Below are 19709 nucleotides of genomic sequence, written 5' to 3'. Positions count from 1 at the left end.
CTCAGCGCTCTCCCACCAGCCAGCGCCAGTACCAGGATTTCTGCCAGAGCGGATTTTTCCTGCGCATAATTCTGACTGCTCTGGATCTGTCCAGCAGGATCTCCCAGCGGAATCGCAAAAACATCCGGCTATGTCCGGCGTCGCCGCCATACTGCTTCATCTCGTACTCTTTGCGGGCATCAATGGGCGTATTGTGGGACAGGTCACGCTCCAGACCGTGATAGGCCTCTTCGCGGTTCACGTCGATGCGTGGAATGCAGCGATATTTCTTTGGAAGATAGCGCTGCCGTGACCCATGATATTTCTGGAACTTCACGAACCGGTAATCCTCGGCGCCGTAGTGGCCGCAGAATTCCTCGTCGTATCCGTACAGGCGCAGGAACCTGGCTCGCGAAAGCAGAAACGTGTTGGAATGGCCGTGGCGCATTTTGCCCGTGGTCGGATCCGTCCTGTAAATTTTGAAAAAATCGCGCCCGCACTCCCGCTTCCGCACCATATACTCCAGGGTGGGTTCGGGAAATTCATGGTCGATGTCCGTGAGCAGCACCTTGTCCGAGGCCGCGTAGACCACTCCCAGATTCCGCGCGCCGCCCTGGTTCCAGGGAATGTCGTCCGTGATGCGCAGCCAGGTCAGGTTCAGATCCAGGTTCGGCAGCGGAAAGCGCAAGGGGGAACAATCGTCCACGACCACGAACTGAATCCGGTCCAGCAGCTCCGGTGCGTACTCCTGGTACCGACGGAAAAGGTCCAGGACCGTGTCCGGCTTTTTCTGGTCCAGGTAGAAGTGCGTAACGTAGCTCAGGCCGATATGTGATTTGTCGACCACCTGTCTGGACTGGCTGGTGGAAATGTCGTTCATGGTGAGTACCCAGTCACATGACGATATTGGCGGTAGGCGCTGCCAACAGTCTCAACGCGAGATAGACAATGGATGCCGCGGATGCAATCACGAACACGAAAAAAAAGACTACCTTGAATACCAGGCCATGAATCGCCGAGCCGCCGTGGTACAGGCAACCCTCTCTGGAAAATGGCGGGTAAAACCTTTTCAGTTTTTGCATCATTCCGGCTCTCCGCAATCGGCGACTGCTCAGATCGAGACGTCCAGCAACGGCCTGCGTAATCGAAAGGACCCGAACGTCATCGAGCGCCATGAGCCAGGCAAGCAGCCCGTCAAGCTCCCCAAGGGACAGATGTCCCCGCGAGGCATCGTGCTCAAGGAAGTCGTAGACGTGGAAAAGAACGACAATGATTGGCTGGGGATCACTGGATTCTCGAGCGATATGGATCGCATCCCGAAGCTGATGCAGTGAACATGTGGCCGGAACAAAGGCCAACGCCGAATTCTTCGGGGCCACGCCGCGGCAGTCGGCTGACATGGCAGAGAAACCAAGTTCCTCGAGGGCTGTCAGCGTCTGGAAATCATATGCGTTCCATGGGGGAACGAACACCTGGGTGCGAACTCCGACAACCTGTTCAAGGTGTGACCTTGCACTGGCCAACTTTTCAAGCTGGACCGCCCGCTCGAGCCCGGCAAACTCGCTCCTCCGGTCAGGGCAAGATGATTGGTGCGCATATCCATGCAGTGCAATTTCGAGCGTGCCGTCCTGATGGCCGCGCCTGAGAATGCCGGCCTTGTCTTCCTGCAGCGGAACAAGGGCTTGCGGGGACGGGTCGAGCACATTTCGGGATGCAATGAACGGGATGGCGCCGATGGTCAATGAAGCAGCATGCTTTTTAAACAGGGCGATGATCTTCTGCTCCATCCCGGTTGGACTGACGGAAGAAAAATCGTCATATCTGAAGATCACGTGAATAATTTTCATCCTGATCAAAGTGCTCTTCTAAAAGCAACAATTTTTGACGTCTGAATCGTCGATTGTTTCAGGAGCGCCATGTCCCAAGGCCGTGCGGCTTGTCACGAGGACCGTTCTTGGTGTTCCGCCCGGCGTCGGCTTCTCGCATGACTCTCTGCATCAACTTCGCTACCTCCTGTCCCATTCGCTCCAGGGAAAAATGTTCCCGGACCAGTGCCAGGGCACTGCGCGTCATGTTGCGTACCAGGTCCGGTTGATGCAGAACCCGTGCAATCGCCGCGGCCAAGGCTTTCGAATCGCTGGGCGGGACAAGAAGTCCGGTGCGCTCGTGATCGATGATTTCCGGGATTCCACCGACAGCGGCGCCTACGAATGGACATTCGGCGAACATGGCTTGCAATCCGGCTTGGGGAATGCCTTCGTTTTTCGTGCTGGCCAGCACGGCTACGTCGAGGCCCCGGAAAAACTGCCAGACGTCATCCTGATGTCCGGGCAGAAGGATGCGCGAGGCAAAAGGGCTTTCCCGGCTGCGCTTGGAATAATCCCCCATGACCGGCCCGCCGCCCACCAGAAGCAGACGGGCCTCGGGCAGTTCGTTTGCCAGACGCTCGAAAGCGTCGATGAGCACATATTGCCCTTTCCAGCTGCGCAGAACAGCCACTTGGCCGATGAGCAGGGCCTTGTCCGGGAGGTTGAACCGCTCCAGTAGAGAGGTCCGAGCCAGCTTTCGCGAGGGCAGATCCGGATGGGCGATGCCGGTGGGGATCGAGCTGATCCGCGTGGAAGGCAGATCAAACGCCTGTTGGATGTCCTTCTGGATCGCGACGGCCGTTGTCACGACATGGTCGCACAGCCGGCGATACTGCCAGCGGTTCATGAAATTGCCACCCACCGGTGTGCTCACGTGGCGGTAGCGTATCGTCGCCGGAACCTTGCAAGCTCTGGCCGCGGTCAAGCCCACCCAGCTGTCCACGCTGCTGTGGGTGCAGACCACGTCAGGTCGAAGGGCCTTGAACCGCCGCGCCAAGCGCAAAAAATCGACCGCCTGGGTCCGCTTGGCAAAGGGGATCGCCTCGCAATCCAGTCCCGCTGCACATGCCCGCCGGAACAGTTCGCCACGGGCCGGAGTGAACAGGTGCACCCTATGCCCCTGGTCTCGAAGCCAGAGCGCTTCGTTGAAGACCCGAATATCCTGTCCCCCCCAGGCATCGGAGGCTTCGGTGTGGATGATGGTCAGGGGAGGAGCTGACATTCAGGAATTGAAAAAAGTGCATGTAACGGTTCAGGCCGCCTGAGCGGCGGCCTGAACAGAAGGGGAAAAAGTTGGAAAATACTGAAGGTTCATGAATATATTGCAGCAGTCTGCTATCTGCAGAACCCGATGGAGTCGAACCCGCAGGTTCGGCCATCCGGCCAGATGGCCTTGCTGAAATTGGCGCCGTCCATTTGGGCGCCGCTCAAGTCGGCGTCATACAGGTAGGCATCGATGAGAACAGCGCCTCTGAGATCGGCGTTTTGAAGCTTGGCGCCTTTGAGATATGCTCCTTGCAGATTAACGCCCGCCAGATTCGCTCCCTGAAGATTGACTCCAGGGCAATGGGTGTAGGGCTGGATGGGGCAGTTGTCGATGGTCTGTTGCGCGAAAAGTGGAGCAGCTGCCAACAATATAGCTAACATCAATAGCGTGACCCTGGTCATCGTCTTTGTCCTCCTGTCTGCAGATCCGGGCAAAGCCACCCGTATCAGGTTTATCCTTGAACTTTCCAGGACCCGTCCGGCATGCGGCAGGCGGTTCCAAAGGCTTCTTCTATCTTGCCGCCCACTTCGACCTGGGTTCTGAATTCACGGCAGTACTGCCCATCAGGACGTTGAAACGTACTCACCGGAGTGACATGAAACTGATGGCCCGTATCAGGGTTTCTCCATTGGGACGTTTGTCCCGTGGGCTGGGTTTCCAGGGTGCGGCTGACCTGTTGCTGGTCCATCCGATCCATGTACCCGCCGACATAACTGCCAAGCGCGGCTCCCAGGATGGTGCCGCCGATAATCGCGGCCACACGACCGCTGCCGCCGCCGATCTGGGCGCCGGCAATACCGCCGCCGATGCCTCCCAACAGTCCGCCGCCGATCTGGTGAACCTGGCCTCCTCCCTGTACGCCTCCGCATCCGGCGGCCAAAAGCGCAAGGATCGCCAACAATGCCAAAGTCTTTCTTGTTGATCGCATGATTTTACCTCCAAAAAAACAGGATATGCGTTCTCTGACAATTGATTGAATGTGAGCTGTTACGACGAGCCGAACTCATTGCCTCTTTTCTACTGCTGTTCACTCTTCAGTTCCCGGTGCATCAACTCATGAACAGCCTTCAAGGGATCTTTGTCTTCATAAAGCACCTGGTAGACCTGTTCCGTAATGGGCAGTTCCACCTTATGCTTGCTGCCCAGGGCATGCACGGATTCCGTGGTCTTGACGCCCTCGGCCACCATTTTCATCTGACCGAGAATATCCAGGAGCTTGTGCCCTTCGGCCAGCTTCAGGCCGACCTGGCGGTTACGGGAAAGATCTCCGGTGCAGGTCAAGACAAGATCGCCCATGCCTGACAGGCCCATGAAGGTCTGCGCCTGCGCCCCCATGGCCATTCCCAGACGGGACATTTCCGCCAGGCCCCGAGTAATCAGCGCGGCCCGGGCGTTCGTGCCGAAACCGAGACCATCGGAAATGCCCGAGGCAATGGCGATGATATTCTTGAACGCGCCGCCCAGTTCCACTCCCCGGACATCCTTGTTGGTGTAGACCCGGAATGTCTCCGTGGAAAGCAGATCCTGGATGGCCCGGGCCGCGGTTTTATCCTTGCAGCCCAAAGTGACTGCCGTGGGCAGGCCCTTGCTGACCTCCTTGGCAAAGGACGGACCGGAGAGCATGGCAAAAACAGGCTTCAGGCCGAGCAGTGCATCTTCGGTCACTTCGGACATGGTCTGCAGCGTGTCCAGGGTGATGCCTTTGCTTCCAGAGATAATAACAGGTTTTTTGGGGAGATACTCTCGGACCGTCTTCAAGACGCCACCGTAGAACTGACTGGGAACCACAAACAAAAAGTACTCCGCATTCTCCGTTACCTGGGCCAGATCGTCGCTCACGAAAAGATTCGGCGACAATTCCAGTTCCGGCAAGTACCAGGGGTTGCATCCTTTGGTCCTGATCAGCGACGCAAGCTCCTTTTCCCTGACCCAAAGCCGTGCCGAGCCGTTCTTCCGCGCCAAGAGATTGGCCAGAGTCGTACCCCAGCTTCCACCTCCGAATATCGCCGTTTGCATGATTTATGTCTCGTTATTGAAAGGAGTTAAGAGGATTTTGAGCCGCGTTGCCCAGATTTTGGCTGAAATTAAAATCCGCGTGATTTATAGTGCGGTTTGATGATTCACGACGGCACTTGTTGTCGGCAAGAGCTTTCAATTATTACCCCAAGGCGTCAGCTCAATCAAGTATAATGCGCTTGAATAAGGGCACGTCCTTGCGATCAGACGCGGAAAGCTCTAAATGGGGAGGTGCCCAGGTGATCATCCTCACAAATGGATCGATCCGCAAATCGCACGAACACCCTCCACTTCAACGCAAGAATTCAATGGATCAACACATGCCTAAAACAGACCCATCTTCAGCCCACAGCGAGGCGGAGCAGGTCGCTCTGCGACTGCTCCAGGCGGATATTCCGGATTCGGTTCAACCGTACAAAGACATCGCCGATCAGGCCGGCATGACCGAGGAAGCCGTGATGGAGCTTCTCCAAGGACTCAAGGAAGAGGGCATCATCCGCCGATTCGGGGCGACTCTGCGTCACCAGCAGGCCGGGTACGGCGCCAATGCCATGGTGGCCTGGTACGTAGAACAGGACAGGAACCTGGACGAAGTGGGGGCAATCATGGCCCAGCGTCCGGAAATCACCCATTGCTACGAGCGGGTGAACTGTTACGATTGGCCTTACAACCTCTACACCATGGTTCATGCCCGTAGTCGTGAGGAATGCCTGAACGTGGTGGAGACCCTATCCAAAATCGCCCAGGTGCCGCAATACGATATCCTGCTCAGCCGCAAGGAACTGAAAAAGACGTCCATGGCGTATTTTTGATCATCGCCTGCAACGGAAGAGATCTATCCGCAGATTACGCAGATGTTCGCGGAACATAGGGCAGCATGATTCGGTATGGCGTTTCGTGTAACGTCGGAATCCCGGCTGCACTGTGATCCTTATTTCCGCGGAACATTTATCTGCGAAAATCTGCGAAATCTGCGGTTAAACCCTGCCATCAAGATAATTAAACATATCGAGAGGTAAAATCATGACGGACTCCAGAACATTGTTTTCCAAGGCCCAGGAACTGATTCCCGGCGGCGTGAACAGCCCGGTGCGCGCCTGCCTGAGCGTGCAAAGCGAACCCCTGTTCATCAACCGCGCCAGTGGTTCACGGATGTGGACCGTGGAGGGCCAGGAACTCATTGACTACGTCATGTCCTGGGGACCGATGCTTTTGGGACATTCGCATCCCGCCGTGGTGGACGCCGTGCATCAAGCCGTGGATCGGGGAGCAAGCTTCGGCGCTCCCTGTCCGGCCGAAATCGAGCTGGCTGAAATGCTGGTGGCCGCGCTGCCCGGGGTAGACATGGTGCGGATGGTCAACTCCGGCACCGAGGCCACCATGAGCGCATTGCGTCTTGCGCGGGGTTTCACCGGCAGGAACAAGGTGCTCAAGTTCGAGGGCTGCTACCACGGCCACAGCGATGCATTTCTGGCCAGCGCCGGCTCGGGTGTGGCCACCCTGTCCATCCCCGGCACTCCGGGAGTGCCGGAAGCCGTTGTCGCGGATACGCTCCTGGCCCCGTACAACGATCTGGATGCCGTGGAGGCGCTTTTCCGAACCCACGGCGACGACATTGCCGCGGTCATTGTCGAGCCGGTGGCCGGGAACATGGGCATGGTCCTGCCGCAACCCGGTTTTCTGCCCACCCTGCGCGTGCTGACTCAGCGCCATGGCGCCCTGCTTATCTTTGATGAGGTCATCACCGGCTTCCGCCTGACTTACGGCGGAGCACAAAATGTCTTCGGCATTGTTCCGGATCTGACCTGCCTGGGCAAGATCATCGGCGGCGGTTTTCCCGTGGGCGCCTATGGCGGACGCCGCGAGATCATGTCCCGCATCGCGCCCTGCGGCGACGTCTATCAGGCCGGAACGCTCTCCGGAAACCCCGTGGCCATGGCCGCGGGCGTGGCGACTCTGCGGGAACTGGCCAAGGCCGATTACATGGAGTTGACCAGGAAAACCAAGGCCCTTGCCGGCGAGTTGAAGAGCATTCTGGAAGAGCGCGGTGTGCAGGTGCAACTGAACTGCATGGCTTCCCTGTTCACGCTGTTCTTCGCAACCAACCCGGTAACTGATTTCGCATCGGCCTCCAAGGCGGACGCAACAACCTATGCCTCTTTTTTCCGCCAGATGCGCGAAGCAGGCGTGGCCTTGGCTCCGTCCGGCTTTGAATGCGCCTTTACTTCCTTTGCCCATACGGACGAGGATTTTGAGCAAACCCTGGACGCCTGCCGCACCGTGCACTTCTAGCGAGCGCCTGTCCGCTGAGGGCTCGGAAGCATCCACCGCGGTCTGGGCCCTGAGCGCAAAGGGTTGCGATCTCGGGCGGGCGCTGGCTCAGCGATTGGGAGCTGCCCTTTTTGTTCCGCAAAAGCACCTCCGTCGGGATTCGGAACGGTCGTTCCAGGGTTTCGCCCAGGCTTTTGCTACGCAGTTTCACTGCTTCCGGCGCCATGTCTGCATTGCCGCAACCGGCATTGTGGTCCGCTGCGTGGCTCCTGTCCTGAACAGCAAGATCACGGACCCGGCCGTGGTGGTCCTGGACCAGAACGGGCGCTACGCGATCAGTCTCCTGGGCGGGCATCTGGGCGGAGCCAATGCCCTGGCCGAAAAGATCGCGCGGATGACAAACGGAGAGGCAGTGATCACCACAGCCACGGATACCGAAGACCTGCCGGCTCTGGATCTTCTGGCCAGGGACCTCAACCTGGTGCCGCATCCACCACAACTGCTCAAAACCGTTGTCGCGGCCATGCTGGACCGGGTGGCCGTCCAGATCTGGGATCCAGAGAATCACCTCTGGCCTTCGCTCCGCGTGTCCGGCCATACGGCGCATTTCACGCCAGTGGACAACCCCGCGCAATGGGAGGATGAGCAACCCGGCATCTGGATTTCCTGGCGAACGGATACTCCGGAGGGCGCTTTGCAGACCTTGTGCTTGCATCCCCGGTGTCTGGTGGCCGGATTGGGCTGTCACCGCGACATCAAGGGTGAGGTCATCCTTCGATTCATCGAACAGGTCTTTGCTCTGAATGGGCTGGCTCTGCAGAGCTTGGCCGTTCTGGGCACGATCCGGTCCAGGGCTGACGAGGCTGGAGTGCGGGAGGCTCTGGACGTATTGCAGGTCGATGCCGCCTTTTTTTCAGCTGAGGAACTCGCCGGGGTGTCCACTCCGCACCCATCGGCCGTCGCACACCGGTTGGCCGGCACGGCCAGCGTCTGTGAAGCCGCGGCGCTGCTTCTCGGAAAGACAACATCCTTGCTGGTCCCCAAGGTCAAGGGCCATGGCCTGACTGTGGCCGTGGCGCGTAAGAATTGTGACAATTGAATGAAAAATGACTGGAACTGAAAAATCCCCCGCAAATGCTCCCTGGCTTGGCTGGTTGAAGATCGTCGGTCTCGGACCGGGAAGTACGGATCTGCTGACGCCCCAGGCTTTCCAGGCTCTTGAGCAGTCTCGGGCCATTGTGGGCTACAGCGTGTATATCGACCTGATCCCCATGGAGATTCTGGCCGGAAAAGAGGTGCTGGCCTCGGGCATGCGTCGGGAGATTGAGCGTTGCCAACAGGCTGTTGAACTGGCCCTGCAGGGAGTGGATACCGCATTGGTCAGCAGCGGAGATGCCGGGATCTACGGCATGGCCGGACCATGCCTGGAAGTCCTGGAACAGCTTGGCGCCTTGGACCGGGTGGAATGTGAAGTCATTCCCGGCATTCCGGCTCTTGCCGCGGCGGCAGCACTCCTGGGCGCCCCATTGATGCATGATTTCGCGGTGATCAGCCTCAGCGATCTGCTTACGCCCTGGGAACGAATCGTCCAGCGCATCGAGCACGCCAGTCGGGCTGATTTCGTTCTTGTCCTCTATAATCCCCGCTCCAGGGGCCGAGACCGACAGCTTGCCCAGGCAGTGGACATCGCATTGCGCTTCAAGCATCCTGAGACCCCGGTGGGCCTGGTGCGTAATGCTTATCGTCCGGGTCAGGAAGTATCCGTCTTCCCTCTGCACAAGATGCCCGTCGAGCGCGTTGACATGCTCAGCATTCTGTTCATCGGCAACAGTCAGACCCGCTTTCTCGGCAACCAAATGCTCACGCCGAGAGGTTACCCTCTGTAATGCATTGTCCAGAACATCCCCATCTGCCGTCAAATTGCCATTGTCGCTGAGGGTATGTCGATGCGAAGCGCTTTCTTTATCAACAAGAATATTCCATGGAGCTCTGAATAATGGACGATACAGTCACCCAAGATGCCATCATCAACCCCTATGCGGAAAATCTGTATAATTTTGCTCTGGAACGCGAAGACATCAAGTGGCTGCTCCAGGGCCTGCCCCAGGATGGGCAGGTGGATCTGAACACCGTGGAGTATGAACTACAGCTGCTCAAAATCGTGAGCACGGGATGGGCTATTTCCTTCTATCTCCAGGAGGATCCGCTCAAGGACCAGATCCAGGAACCGTATTGGCAGGCGATGCGGGATTTTTCCGAGAACATTTCCCAGACCACGTCCCTGCTTATCGGCAAGGACATCGAGTACTTCAAGATCCTGAAGTCGCGCCTGGAAACATACGTCCAGGCCATGGCCGCCCTGGAGCAGGACAGCGATCCCACCCAGGCCATCGGACCGGCCTTCGCCTATTGCTGCGGAGACCGGGACAATCCGTTCACCTCTCTGGCAGGGGCAAAGCTCTTCGCGAACACCTTGAGCAGCGTCCGCGAATACCTGGTCAAGGCCGTGGGCGAAGACGAGGGTTCCTGCAACGTCACCGTGCAGTGAACCTCATCCTCCGACGCGCAACCGGCGCTTGTCGCCGACGCGCACGGTCATCTTCTCCTTGTCCAGGTATTCCAGCACGGGAATTGAATATTTGCGGGTCAGTCCGGTGACGGTCTTGAAATCCGAAGGCTCCATTTCTTCCTTGTCGCGGAAGAAGCTCCGGATCATTTCCTTGAGCTGGTTCATGGCCCCGGTAGCGAAGAACATGTCCTCCTTGACCTTGACCAGCTCGCCCTGCTCCTGAAGCAGGCGAAAGACGGGCGCGGCGTCCTTCATTTCCAAATTCAACGGCCCCAGAACATCCTTGACGTTGGGCGGAGTCACACCGCCTTTTTGATACGCTTCCAGAATTATTCCGCGCAGCTTGGCTTGGTCCGAAGCCAGGGAAACCTTGTGGGTAGGAAGACGAAACAGGTCGCCGTCCGCGGTCAGTTCGTCCTGCTTCTGGGTGCGTTCCAAAACGAAATGAAACAGCTTCGGGTGCAGCTTCCTGCCCCATCCGGAAGCCAGGGCGCTCCGGGAAATACCCTGCTTCATGGGTTCCTTGCGGTGAAAATCAGCCGTGAACTCCACGATGCCCGCGCACAGATCCTGCACCAGTCGGCCATGGACATAAGTCCGGTTCTCCCGTTCAAACAAAAAAGCCTCCTGTCTGCCGCCCAGGGTCTGGAGGCTTTTTTCCAGTTCCCTGGTGTCCAGGCAAGTCAGGGCGCGCAGTTGGGCGAAAGTCAGTCCGGACAGGCCGGCAAGCTCGAGCTGGAGCAGAATGCGCTGGTCTCCTGAAGCCTCGCCCAGTAGAGCCAGCTTGTCCACGACGGTGGAAAAACGCTTTACCTTGCGGCCCAGAGGATTGACCACCTTCCCGCCGGCCACGGTGCGCAGTGGGGAAAAGGACCGTAGTACGCACCGGTCGCCGTACATGCCGACCATGGGTTCTTCGAAGCGTATCTGGGTCATGGCCGTATCCCCGGGTTCCAGTTTGTCGCGGTCCAGGAAATAGATACGGGCCAATGTCTCCCTGGTGCCGTGGTGAAAGTGGATCTGGGTGCGGTGTTTCAGGGCCTTGGGCGTGGAGGGCAGGCAGGTCAGTTCCACATCCCAGGTGGTGCCGGGGAACAGACTGCCCGGATGGGTCAGCACCATGCCCCGTTCCAGGTCTTCCACCTCCAGTCCGTGCAGATTCACGGCCGTTCTCTGCCCGACCTCGGCCCGTTCCTGGGAATCGCCGTGCACCTGAAGGCCGCGGACCTTGCTTTTCAGGGCCCACGGCGCGATCTCAAGATCGTCGCCCACCTTGAGCGTGCCGGAGATCAAGGTGCCGGTGGCCACGGTACCATGACCGCGCATGGTGAAAATCCGATCAATGGGCAGGCGAAAAACATCTGAGCGGGAATCCCGCTGAAACTCTCCCGCCAGCACGGCGATCTGTTGCCGGAGTTCCTCCAGTCCCAGCCCCTTGTGCGCGGAAACGGGAATCACCGGGGCTTCACCGAGAAACGTCGGCGCAAGAAAGGCGCGCACATCTTCCTGAACCAGCTCCAGCCACTCCTCATCGACCATGTCCACCTTGGTCAAGGCCACCAGCCCGCGCGGGATGCCCAGAAGGGTGCAGATTTCCAGGTGCTCCCGGGTCTGGGGCATGACGCCTTCGTCCGCAGCAATCACCAGAACCACGAAATCGATTCCCGCGGCGCCGGCCACCATGTTTTTTACGAATCGCTCATGGCCGGGCACGTCCACCACCCCAAGCCGAATGTCGCCGGGCAGATCCAAAAAGGCAAAGCCGAGTTCGATGGTGATGCCCCGCTTCTTCTCTTCCTGCAGGCGGTCGCAGTCCGTTCCGGTCAAGGCTTTGACCAGGCTGGTCTTGCCGTGGTCGATATGGCCCGCCGTGCCCATGATGATCGGCATTATGAGTTTGCCTCCATTTGCTTCGGATAATGTAACTATTCAGTACATCACGTGTTAACTCATACACATGTACTGGATTCCGGCTTTCGCCGGAATGACTTGTTGCAGCAACCTGTTTCCACGTTGGTCATGCCGGCGAACGCCGGCATCCAGCTCAATCATCTCGGCTGGCTGAAGAGTTACCCGATAATTACCGTTGCTCGTTCAGAGTAATAATTTCGGGATGCAGAGTCTGGTTCTCGATTCGGATCACCGCCATGGAAATGGGCAGTGTAAATCGTTTCGGACCTATGCTGCCGGGATTGAGAAAAAGGACTCCGTCCCGGTAGGCGATGTCCGGGCTGTGGGAATGGCCGTAAATTACCACGTCGATTCCCGCGGCTATTGGATCCAGGTCCAATTCGGACACGTCATGGAGCATGAAGAAATGCTTTCCGGCGAATTCCACGGATGCGGTGCCGTGAATCGGACCGCCGGGAGGGAACCGGTCCATGTTGCCGCGCACAAAGACGGTCCGTTGCAGGGCCTGCAACGCGTCGATGATCTCCTGGCCGCAGATGTCGCCGGCATGGAGGATCAGGTCGCAGTTTTTGAGTATGTTCACGGCGCTGGGACGCAGCAGCCCATGAGTATCCGAAATCACGCCGATGAGTTGATTCATGTACATGCCTTTGTGCGCGCACCCGCTGGTTGTTGTAATTGCCAGGAAAGAGGTGTGCTTACCCGGGAATGACCTGAATTTCAAACAGAAGCGGCCATAGTTTGCCCGTGACGAAAATGCGTTGCGTTGCGGCATCGTAGGCAATACCGTTGGGCACGGCTTCCGAGGACCGCCGCCGCGGGCCGAGAATGCCGGCAAGGTCCACCCGGGACAGGACATGTCCGGTTTGTGGATCAATGCGGACCATATCGTCCGTGGGGAATACCTTGGCCCATATCTCGCCCTCGATATATTCCAGTTCATTCAGGCCACGCATGGGTCGACCCTCAAAATGCACCGCGATCCGACCCGTCTCCTGAAAAGTATCCGGATCGATCCGTCGCAGGGTGTTGGAGCCGTCGCTGAGAATCAACCCCTGCTCGTCCTGGGTCAGCCCCCAGCCTTCTCCGGAATAGGAAAAGGTCTTCAACTGGGCGAAGGTATTCAGGTCATAGACAAAGCCGGTACCGGATTTCCACGTGACCTGGATCAGACGATTTTGCCACAACGCCAACCCCTCTCCGAAGTATTGCGCGGGCAGATGATGTATTCTGAGAACCCGGCCTGTCTCCAGTTCGACTTCACGTAACGAGGAGCTGCCCCACCCCCCGGTGCTCTCGTAGAGCAGGCCGTCGTGAAACAGCAAACCCTGGGTGAATGCCTTGGGGTCATGAGGAAAGGTGTTGATCACCCGAAACGTTTTCTGACGAGGTATGGGGAAAACCTGTTCCGCGCGAAGAGCCTGGGGAGCAAAAAAAGGAACGCCGAGGGCACTCACCGTGATGGCTCCGGCGGCCAATCCAGCGGCCATGATCAGGAATTGACGGCGTTGCATGCTGGTTGCATTGAAGTGGTTAAAATCGGTAAAAGAAACAGAGATTGTAAAAGAAATGAATCACGGTGCAGGGAAGAATCCGACCATGCCGGTCCCATATCCACCCGAAAATCAACGACGGAACAAAAACAGCCGCGGCCCATGCAGGGGGTTGCGCGACCAGATGCGCCAGCACGAAGAGGATGGAAGCGCCCACGTTGGCCATGGTCAGCGGTCCAAGGCGGTGTTGAAACCAAGGCCGGCGCAATAAGAACTCTTGGATCAACGCGCGAAAGAGCAGTTCCTCGGCCAGGGCCATGACCGCCAGACGCCAAATCGCGATGCCGAACACGGGCTCCGGAAGCAGCCAGGCCAAGGGGCCCAGAGCCAGGAGAGCGTAAAACCACGGGTCCCGGTACCACCAGCCGGAGGTTAGAGCTTGCAAGGGTAGCCGCAAACCCACAAACTCGCTCCAGCCAGCTTGCGGGCCAGCAACAGGCTGATAGCCCCAAATTGCTGTTCGGCCATCATGCCCCGGCCGGATCCGGCGCGTCCCACGGCCACAACGGCGTATTCGCCTCGTTGCGCCTCTTCAAGAATGCCTCGGGAATAATCCTTGTCCACAAGAACCTTGGTCCTGATCCGGGATTCGGGAATACCGTTCACCTGGAGCATCTTGACCGCATTATCCAGAATCAGGATTTCATCCCGATAGTCCCGCTTAGCCGGATCGGCAATGTAGGCGACGCAGACCTGGTGCCGGCTCTCGGAAGCACAAATCCAGCCGACGTGGTCCGCGGCGCACAACCCAGGCTTGGAACCGTCCACGCAGAGCAACACGTTGACGCGGGTCGTATCCGGCTCCCTGCAGATCCAAAATGGAAAGTCCAGGTGCCGGTCAAAAACAGTCTCGTTGAATTCCGTATCCAGGTGCTCTTCCAGGTGATGAATCGCCCTGCGGCCAAGAATAACGGCATCGTATCGTTTTTTTTCAGCGATCCGGGCAATTTCGCGGATGCTCAGAACAGGCTCCCAGACGTCGTCGCTGCGTGGCGCGTCCACGATGAAACCTTTATCCATGAGCATGGATGTGGCCCATTTCCGCGCCTCATTCGCCGAGAGGCGGTTCGGATCGCCATTGCGGAGTCCGGTTCCGGGCGTGAAGGCCAGATAGATGCGCAGATCAGGGGCCGGCTGGAAGAAACTGCTCACGAATCGGACGCCATGAAGCAACGCTGGGTCCTCCCCCACACAGATCAACAATCTTCGATCCGTGACGCAATATTCCGGCATGCTCTGCAGCAGGTCGTCAGTTGGCTTGGGCATGGAGTCAGACCATTGTCAGCCGGCTGCCGAAGAGGAGAACCACGTGACCCATACCTTGCGGGATCGCGGTCCGTCGAATTCCGCCAGAAAGATTCCCTGCCACATCCCCAGCACCAGTCGACCTTCCTCCACCAAAATCCGGAGATCCGAGCCCAGGAGACCGGTCTTGACATGGGCGTCGCTGTTGCCTTCGGTATGCTGGTAATCGCCCCGATGCGGGACAAGCCGCCTCAGTGTCGTCAGAATATCCCGAGTCACAGTCGGATCGGCATTTTCATTGATGGTCAGCCCGGCAGTCGTATGGGGACAGAACAGAACCACCATGCCGTTCTTGAGGTCTCGATTGCGCACAAAATCCTGAACCTGGGCCGTGATATCGACCATGAACTCACGTTGCGGAGTCTGGACGGATAGTTCATGCATATTTCCATCTCCTTTCAGGGTTGAAGCTTCCCGGCGTATAGGACAGCCCGACGAGAGCATCCGAAGGTTTGGAAAGGTAAGTCTGTTCGGGTCTGAAAATCAGGCGCACGGAGGCTCTTCGCCGGTCATGTATTTGTGCATGGCCCGGGCGGCCTGTTTGCCTTGGCCCATGGCGCTGATCACGGTGGCTGCGCCGGAAACAATGTCCCCGCCGGCAAAGACACCGGGCTTGGAGGTCATCATGGTATTTTCATCCGCGATCACGGTTCCCCAGCTGCTCACTTCCATGCCCGAGGACGTTCTCGGCACCAGGGGGTTGGGGCGGTTGCCGATGGCAACGATGATGGTGTCCGCCGGAATGATGAATTCGCTGCCTTCCACCGGGACGGGGCGCCGGCGGCCGCGGGGGCCGGGTTCCCCCAGTTCCATGCGCAGACATTCCATGCCCGTGACCCGGTTTCGGTCATCCGTGACCACCCGTTTGGGTGCGGTCAACAGATTGAACTCCACGCCTTCCTCCTGGGCGTGATGCACTTCCTCGACCCGGGCCGGCATTTCCGCCAGTCCGCGGCGATAGACGATCACGGACTTTGCACCCAGGCGTAGCGCCGTTCTGGCCGAATCCATGGCCACGTTCCCGCCCCCGACCGTTATGGCTCGTTTCGGACGGATCGGAGCCGTGGCGTATCGCGGAAAGTCGTAGGCCTTCATCAGGTTGATCCTGGTCAGGAATTCATTGGCCGAAAAGACTCCGATGGCGTTTTCCCCAGGAATGTTCAAAAACATGGGCAACCCGGCCCCGGTTCCGACAAATACGGCGTCGAAGCCGCCTTCCAGGAGCTGATCCACGGTTTGGGTCATGCCGATGGCCATGTCCGTGCGGATCTCCACGCCATGCTTTTTCAGGTTGTTGATCTCGTACTGCACGATTTCCTTGGGCAGCCGGAACTGCGGAATGCCGTACATCAGCACGCCTCCGGCCAGGTGCAGGGCCTCGAAGACAACCACATGATGCCCCCACCGAACCAGATCCCCGGCTACGGTGATGCCCGCCGGACCGGCGCCGACCACGGCCACCCGTTTGCCGCTGGGCTCAGCGGCGCAAGCCAAGGGTTCATGGCCATGAATCCGGGCGTAATCCGCGGCAAAGCGTTCCAGACGGCCGATGGCCACAGGGTCGCCTTTTTTGCCCAGGATGCATCCGGCCTCGCACTGGCTCTCCTGGGGGCAGACTCTGCCGCATACAGCCGGCAGGGCGTTCTGCTCCTTGAGCTTGTCCGCGGCCTCGACAAATTGGCCCTTGGCAATCAGATCGATGAAGGCCGGAATGTCGATGCTCACCGGACAGCCCTTGACGCAGCCGGCCTTCTTGCATTGCAGACAACGGCCGGCCTCGGCTTTGGCGATTTCCTCGGGATATCCCCGGGGAACCTCCTCGAAATTGTACCGTCGCCGCCGGGGATCCTGCTCCGGCATGGGCTGACGGGGAACCATCGGCCGCTTGGCTTTTTTCGGCTTGGACGGGTTATCCGGAGATGATATTGCTTCTTCAGCCTGCATGTAGCCTCGCTCTATAAAAAACTGATATAACTGTTCAGTATGCTACTGCTGTTGCCGAGTTGATATCGGAGTCGGTATCCGGGTCGCTATCGGTATCGGTATCGAAAGCGAAGCTATGTGAAGGCTCCCCAACACTTTGAAACCGATTCCGATACCGACCCCGACCCCGATTGGCATAGGTAAAACACAATGTGTGCTGAGTATCTACAAACTGATATCCTGTTCAGCAGATGTAGCGTGATCATTCGTAACTGTTCAAAAAGGTCGGGCACAGACTGCTTGTTGCCTTGAACTGGATGCCCGCCTTCGCGGGAATGACTTCAAGGAAAAGCACACGTCATGCCCGCGAAGGCGGGCATCCAGACCATGCTTGCCACAATTCATTGAGCAGTTTCGATTATTCACCTGCACTGGATTCCGGCTTTCTCTGGAATGAAGTCTCGTTGCAAAGCCTTTTCAAATTGAGTCATACCTGCGAAGGCCTGAATCCAGTGTGTTCTCAATCCTGATCCTAACGTCCGCACCCGCAGCCCTGATGCGCGGCCTCGGGGAACAGCAGCGCATTCAGGTCCACGACCTGGGGCAAGGCTTCCACTTCTTCCCGGGCATAGGCGCTGCGCCGGCAGTCCAGTTCGTCCCAATCCACGCCGTGAGCGTCGAAGAACGGACCGTCAATGCAGGCGAACTTCGTCTCCTCGTGAATGGAAACCCGGCAGGCTCCACACATCCCGGTGCCGTCGACCATGATCGGATTCAGGGCCACGAAGGTGGGTACCTTCCAGGGTCTGGTCAGCTCCGTGGTCATGCGCATCATGAAGGTACAGCCCATGGCAATGATCATGTCCACCGGCCCTTCGTTGCGGTACAGCTGTTCAAAGACTTCCTGCACCCCTCCCCGGGTTCCTTTGCTGCCATCCTTGGTGGCGATGCGCGTCTCATCGCTCACGGCCCGCAGTTCCTCTTCCCAGAAGAGCAGATAGGAGCTGGATGCCTCGATGACGCTGATCACCTTGTTCCCCGCCTCTTTCAATGCCCTGGCCAGAGGCAGAATGCCGCCGATGCCGTAGCATCCGCCGCCCAGGACCACGGTGCCCTTCTTTTGGATGTCAAAGGGCTGTCCCAGCGGCCCGCTGACGTGGGCCAAATGCGCTCCGACGGGCAGGGAGATCAATTCCCGACTGGAGCGGCCCACTTCCTCGATGATCAGGGTAATCTCGCCCTGGTCGGCATTCCAGTCGGCAAGGGTGAAGGGCGTGCGTTCCGAAGTTTCCCTGGCCATCAGGATCACGAATTGGCCGGGCTTGGCATGGGCGGCGATCTGCGGCGCCCTGATCCGGAGCAGGTGCATGTTCGGGACAAGTTCCCGTTTCTCCAGCAATTCGAAGCCGTCCACCGGCGCGACGCCAGGAGCCACCTCCGGAACGGACGTGATTGGAAGCCCAAAAGCCTCCAGAGCAGGAACGATGTCCGCCACACGATGTCCCCGGTAGAAGGCCGGCAGGGCAAAAACATCATGGCGCGGCGCGCCGGGAAATGGTTCGGGAGCCGGTTCATCGCCTATGGCGCGGTTGACTTCCTCCAGGGAATCGAAGTGCATGGCCTTGGAATCCAGTCGCTGCCCAAGGTCGCGCAGGATTTCCCACTCCGGTCTGGCCTGTCCCGGCGCGGAGCTGACCTGGACCAGGGGCTTGACCTCGCCCGCAGCGTTGCGAAATGTGCCTGAAGTTTCGGAAAGCAGGGCCACGGGCAGCAGCACGTTGGCTACTTCCAAGAATCGGCCCGGCAGCCCGTCGAGAACCACAAGAAAATCCAAGGCGTTGAGCTGTTGCTCTTTCAGAAAATCACCGCCGAGAAGCATCGCCGTGAGCGTGTCGGTTCCGATTTCAGCGAGCCATTCCGGCAAGGGTGATTCCTGACCGGCGGGTACGGAGGGTACAACCGCGAACCTGGCGTCCAGCGCCCGGGCAAGCTGTTCGTAAAGATACCGCTCCTCGCGGGATATGGCGGCGCTGACCACAATGCCGATCTTTCCGACATGCCCGCGAAGTCCGCTGGCGGCGGCATCCAGAGCCGAGGTCCAGTCCACCGTGAAGGCATCGCCGTTTTCTCGGATCGTGGGACGCAGCAGCCGCGTGGGCGCGTTCACTAGCTGGGCGTAGCCGAACCGTCCCAGTGCGCACAGGCTGGCCTCAGGTTGGAAGGCGGTCATGGTCGCAGCCACCAGTTGCCCGGACCGCGCCTTCGCGATCATGGAGCACCCCTCCGGGCACAGCTGACAGGTGGAGACGATCTTGGTGTCCGGCTTGCCGTGCCAGCGGGCGAAGCGGTCCGTGAGGGTCCCGGTGGGGCAGATGTCGATGCACGATCCGCAGAAGGTGCACCCCGAATGGACGTGGCTCTTGTGAAACGACGTGCCCACGCGGGCTTCCTTGCCCCGGTTGATGATGCTGATGGCCGGTTTGCCGTGAATCTTTTCGCAGATCCGCCAGCACCGGGCGCAAAGGATGCACAGATTGTAGTCCCGGTCCATGAACGGATCGCCGCGTTCAAGGTTATGCGCGCCGTAGAGAGTCGGCAGGTTCAGATCCCGCTCGCCGGCTTCCAGGGCCATGGTCCGCAGATCGCACTCCTCCCTGTTGCTGCAGAATCCGCAGCGCGTGCTCCGGCCGGCCTTGGTCGCCTTGGGTCGGAAGGACTCGCAGGCTTCCCGATGCGCACAGACCAGGCAGCTGTTGGGGTGCCCGGAAAGCATCAATTCCAGGGTCCGCTTGCGCAGCGTTTCCAGTTCCGGCGACTGTGTGCGCACCTGCATGCCCTCGGCCGCCGGAGTGGTGCAGGACGTGGGATACCCCCGCACGCCCTCGATCTCCACGATGCACATCCGGCACGCGCCGTAGGGGCTCAAGTCCTTGTGATCGCAAACGGTGGGGATGGTGATGCCCGCCTCCCGGGCCGCGTCCAGCACGCTGGCCCCCTCCCGCACGGCCACAGTCCGGCCGTCAATGGTCAAATGTATTGCATTCATA

Annotated in this window: 19 protein-coding genes; 5 read left to right on the top strand and 14 right to left on the bottom strand. The window is 58.8% G+C overall.

What is annotated here, in order from left to right; all coding sequences use genetic code 11:
- Nucleotide 1 precedes the first annotated feature (1 nt).
- The 6 genes from ACYQ15_RS15965 to ACYQ15_RS15940 all read right to left on the bottom strand — a co-directional run bounded on the left by ACYQ15_RS15965 (nucleotide 2) and on the right by ACYQ15_RS15940 (nucleotide 5130).
- Nucleotides 2-859: a glycosyltransferase gene (locus tag ACYQ15_RS15965; RefSeq protein ID WP_459938495.1), complete on the bottom strand. Its 858-nt coding sequence runs from the start codon at nucleotides 857-859 to the stop codon at nucleotides 2-4.
- 13 nt (nucleotides 860-872) lie between these two features.
- Nucleotides 873-1826 (bottom strand): DUF2334 domain-containing protein, encoded by a 954-nt coding sequence (locus tag ACYQ15_RS15960; RefSeq protein ID WP_459938494.1) that lies wholly within the window; start codon nucleotides 1824-1826, stop codon nucleotides 873-875.
- Nucleotides 1827-1884: 58 nt separating this feature from the next.
- On the bottom strand, nucleotides 1885-3069 hold the full coding sequence (locus ACYQ15_RS15955; protein WP_459938493.1) for a glycosyltransferase family 4 protein: 1185 nt from the start codon (nucleotides 3067-3069) through the stop codon (nucleotides 1885-1887).
- Between the two features lie 113 nt (nucleotides 3070-3182).
- Nucleotides 3183-3515 (bottom strand): pentapeptide repeat-containing protein, encoded by a 333-nt coding sequence (locus ACYQ15_RS15950; RefSeq protein WP_459938492.1) that lies wholly within the window; start codon nucleotides 3513-3515, stop codon nucleotides 3183-3185.
- 50 nt (nucleotides 3516-3565) lie between these two features.
- Nucleotides 3566-4042 (bottom strand): RT0821/Lpp0805 family surface protein, encoded by a 477-nt coding sequence (locus ACYQ15_RS15945; RefSeq protein ID WP_459938491.1) that lies wholly within the window; start codon nucleotides 4040-4042, stop codon nucleotides 3566-3568.
- A gap of 89 nt (nucleotides 4043-4131) precedes the next feature.
- The gene (locus tag ACYQ15_RS15940; RefSeq protein ID WP_459938490.1) at nucleotides 4132-5130 is read right to left on the bottom strand and encodes an NAD(P)H-dependent glycerol-3-phosphate dehydrogenase; all 999 of its coding nucleotides are present in this window, start codon (nucleotides 5128-5130) and stop codon (nucleotides 4132-4134) included.
- A 320-nt stretch (nucleotides 5131-5450) separates the two neighbouring features.
- On the opposite strand from ACYQ15_RS15940, the gene ahbB reads away from it, so the two are divergent.
- From ahbB to ACYQ15_RS15915, 5 genes are all read left to right on the top strand, one after another.
- Complete coding sequence (gene ahbB, locus ACYQ15_RS15935) at nucleotides 5451-5942, top strand: siroheme decarboxylase subunit beta (RefSeq protein WP_459938489.1); 492 nt, start codon at nucleotides 5451-5453, stop codon at nucleotides 5940-5942.
- A gap of 211 nt (nucleotides 5943-6153) precedes the next feature.
- Nucleotides 6154-7422 (top strand): glutamate-1-semialdehyde 2,1-aminomutase, encoded by a 1269-nt coding sequence (hemL, locus tag ACYQ15_RS15930; protein WP_459938488.1) that lies wholly within the window; start codon nucleotides 6154-6156, stop codon nucleotides 7420-7422.
- Complete coding sequence (locus ACYQ15_RS15925) at nucleotides 7382-8500, top strand: cobalt-precorrin 5A hydrolase (RefSeq protein ID WP_459938487.1); 1119 nt, start codon at nucleotides 7382-7384, stop codon at nucleotides 8498-8500. Before hemL ends, ACYQ15_RS15925 begins: the two co-directional genes overlap by 41 nt.
- Nucleotides 8501-8507: 7 nt before the next feature.
- Nucleotides 8508-9287 carry a precorrin-3B C(17)-methyltransferase gene (gene cobJ, locus ACYQ15_RS15920; RefSeq protein ID WP_459938486.1) on the top strand — a complete coding sequence of 260 codons (780 nt, stop codon included), beginning with the start codon at nucleotides 8508-8510 and terminating at the stop codon, nucleotides 9285-9287.
- 110 nt (nucleotides 9288-9397) lie between these two features.
- A complete protein-coding gene (locus ACYQ15_RS15915) occupies nucleotides 9398-9949 on the top strand; it encodes a hypothetical protein (protein WP_459938485.1) in 552 nt (183 codons plus the stop codon).
- Nucleotides 9950-9952: 3 nt separating this feature from the next.
- On the opposite strand, the gene selB is transcribed toward ACYQ15_RS15915, so the two are convergent.
- The 8 genes from selB to ACYQ15_RS15875 form a co-directional block, all read right to left on the bottom strand.
- Nucleotides 9953-11860 carry a selenocysteine-specific translation elongation factor gene (gene selB / locus ACYQ15_RS15910; protein WP_459938484.1) on the bottom strand — a complete coding sequence of 636 codons (1908 nt, stop codon included), beginning with the start codon at nucleotides 11858-11860 and terminating at the stop codon, nucleotides 9953-9955.
- A gap of 190 nt (nucleotides 11861-12050) precedes the next feature.
- Nucleotides 12051-12521 (bottom strand): metallophosphoesterase family protein, encoded by a 471-nt coding sequence (locus ACYQ15_RS15905; RefSeq protein WP_459938483.1) that lies wholly within the window; start codon nucleotides 12519-12521, stop codon nucleotides 12051-12053.
- Nucleotides 12522-12579: 58 nt separating this feature from the next.
- A complete protein-coding gene (locus ACYQ15_RS15900; protein WP_459938482.1) occupies nucleotides 12580-13395 on the bottom strand; it encodes a glutaminyl-peptide cyclotransferase in 816 nt (271 codons plus the stop codon).
- A gap of 19 nt (nucleotides 13396-13414) precedes the next feature.
- Nucleotides 13415-13819 carry a JDVT-CTERM system glutamic-type intramembrane protease MrtJ gene (gene mrtJ / locus ACYQ15_RS15895; RefSeq protein WP_459938481.1) on the bottom strand — a complete coding sequence of 135 codons (405 nt, stop codon included), beginning with the start codon at nucleotides 13817-13819 and terminating at the stop codon, nucleotides 13415-13417.
- Nucleotides 13807-14700 (bottom strand): hypothetical protein, encoded by an 894-nt coding sequence (locus ACYQ15_RS15890; RefSeq protein WP_459938480.1) that lies wholly within the window; start codon nucleotides 14698-14700, stop codon nucleotides 13807-13809. The genes mrtJ and ACYQ15_RS15890 overlap by 13 nt, the downstream gene beginning before the upstream one ends.
- Before the next feature lie 15 nt (nucleotides 14701-14715).
- The gene (locus tag ACYQ15_RS15885) at nucleotides 14716-15123 is read right to left on the bottom strand and encodes a secondary thiamine-phosphate synthase enzyme YjbQ (protein ID WP_459938479.1); all 408 of its coding nucleotides are present in this window, start codon (nucleotides 15121-15123) and stop codon (nucleotides 14716-14718) included.
- A 99-nt stretch (nucleotides 15124-15222) separates the two neighbouring features.
- On the bottom strand, nucleotides 15223-16683 hold the full coding sequence (gene gltA, locus ACYQ15_RS15880; protein ID WP_459938478.1) for an NADPH-dependent glutamate synthase: 1461 nt from the start codon (nucleotides 16681-16683) through the stop codon (nucleotides 15223-15225).
- Nucleotides 16684-17194: 511 nt separating this feature from the next.
- Complete coding sequence (locus ACYQ15_RS15875) at nucleotides 17195-19708, bottom strand: sulfide/dihydroorotate dehydrogenase-like FAD/NAD-binding protein (protein WP_459938477.1); 2514 nt, start codon at nucleotides 19706-19708, stop codon at nucleotides 17195-17197.
- Nucleotide 19709: the final 1 nt, after the last annotated feature.

Source organism: Desulfonatronum parangueonense (genome assembly GCF_054656975.1).
The sequence above is the reverse complement of the archived record's forward strand: the minus strand, read 5'-3'. Positions and strand labels throughout refer to the sequence as shown.

Excerpts from the sequence above, each read along its gene's own strand:
- ACYQ15_RS15955 (WP_459938493.1), bottom strand. The coding sequence starts at position 3,069 with ATGTCAGCTCCTCCCCTGACCATCATCCACACCGAAGCCTCCGATGCC.
- gltA (WP_459938478.1), bottom strand. The coding sequence starts at position 16,683 with ATGCAGGCTGAAGAAGCAATATCATCTCCGGATAACCCGTCCAAGCCG.
- hemL (WP_459938488.1), top strand. The coding sequence starts at position 6,154 with ATGACGGACTCCAGAACATTGTTTTCCAAGGCCCAGGAACTGATTCCC.
- ACYQ15_RS15960 (WP_459938494.1), bottom strand. The coding sequence starts at position 1,826 with ATGAAAATTATTCACGTGATCTTCAGATATGACGATTTTTCTTCCGTC.
- ACYQ15_RS15950 (WP_459938492.1), bottom strand. The coding sequence starts at position 3,515 with ATGACCAGGGTCACGCTATTGATGTTAGCTATATTGTTGGCAGCTGCT.
- ahbB (WP_459938489.1), top strand. The coding sequence starts at position 5,451 with ATGCCTAAAACAGACCCATCTTCAGCCCACAGCGAGGCGGAGCAGGTC.
- cobJ (WP_459938486.1), top strand. The coding sequence starts at position 8,508 with ATGACTGGAACTGAAAAATCCCCCGCAAATGCTCCCTGGCTTGGCTGG.
- ACYQ15_RS15890 (WP_459938480.1), bottom strand. The coding sequence starts at position 14,700 with ATGCCCAAGCCAACTGACGACCTGCTGCAGAGCATGCCGGAATATTGC.
- ACYQ15_RS15885 (WP_459938479.1), bottom strand. The coding sequence starts at position 15,123 with ATGCATGAACTATCCGTCCAGACTCCGCAACGTGAGTTCATGGTCGAT.
- ACYQ15_RS15905 (WP_459938483.1), bottom strand. The coding sequence starts at position 12,521 with ATGAATCAACTCATCGGCGTGATTTCGGATACTCATGGGCTGCTGCGT.
- ACYQ15_RS15900 (WP_459938482.1), bottom strand. The coding sequence starts at position 13,395 with ATGCAACGCCGTCAATTCCTGATCATGGCCGCTGGATTGGCCGCCGGA.
- ACYQ15_RS15940 (WP_459938490.1), bottom strand. The coding sequence starts at position 5,130 with ATGCAAACGGCGATATTCGGAGGTGGAAGCTGGGGTACGACTCTGGCC.
- selB (WP_459938484.1), bottom strand. The coding sequence starts at position 11,860 with ATGCCGATCATCATGGGCACGGCGGGCCATATCGACCACGGCAAGACC.
- ACYQ15_RS15965 (WP_459938495.1), bottom strand. The coding sequence starts at position 859 with ATGAACGACATTTCCACCAGCCAGTCCAGACAGGTGGTCGACAAATCA.
- ACYQ15_RS15875 (WP_459938477.1), bottom strand. The coding sequence starts at position 19,708 with ATGAATGCAATACATTTGACCATTGACGGCCGGACTGTGGCCGTGCGG.
- ACYQ15_RS15915 (WP_459938485.1), top strand. The coding sequence starts at position 9,398 with ATGGACGATACAGTCACCCAAGATGCCATCATCAACCCCTATGCGGAA.
- ACYQ15_RS15945 (WP_459938491.1), bottom strand. The coding sequence starts at position 4,042 with ATGCGATCAACAAGAAAGACTTTGGCATTGTTGGCGATCCTTGCGCTT.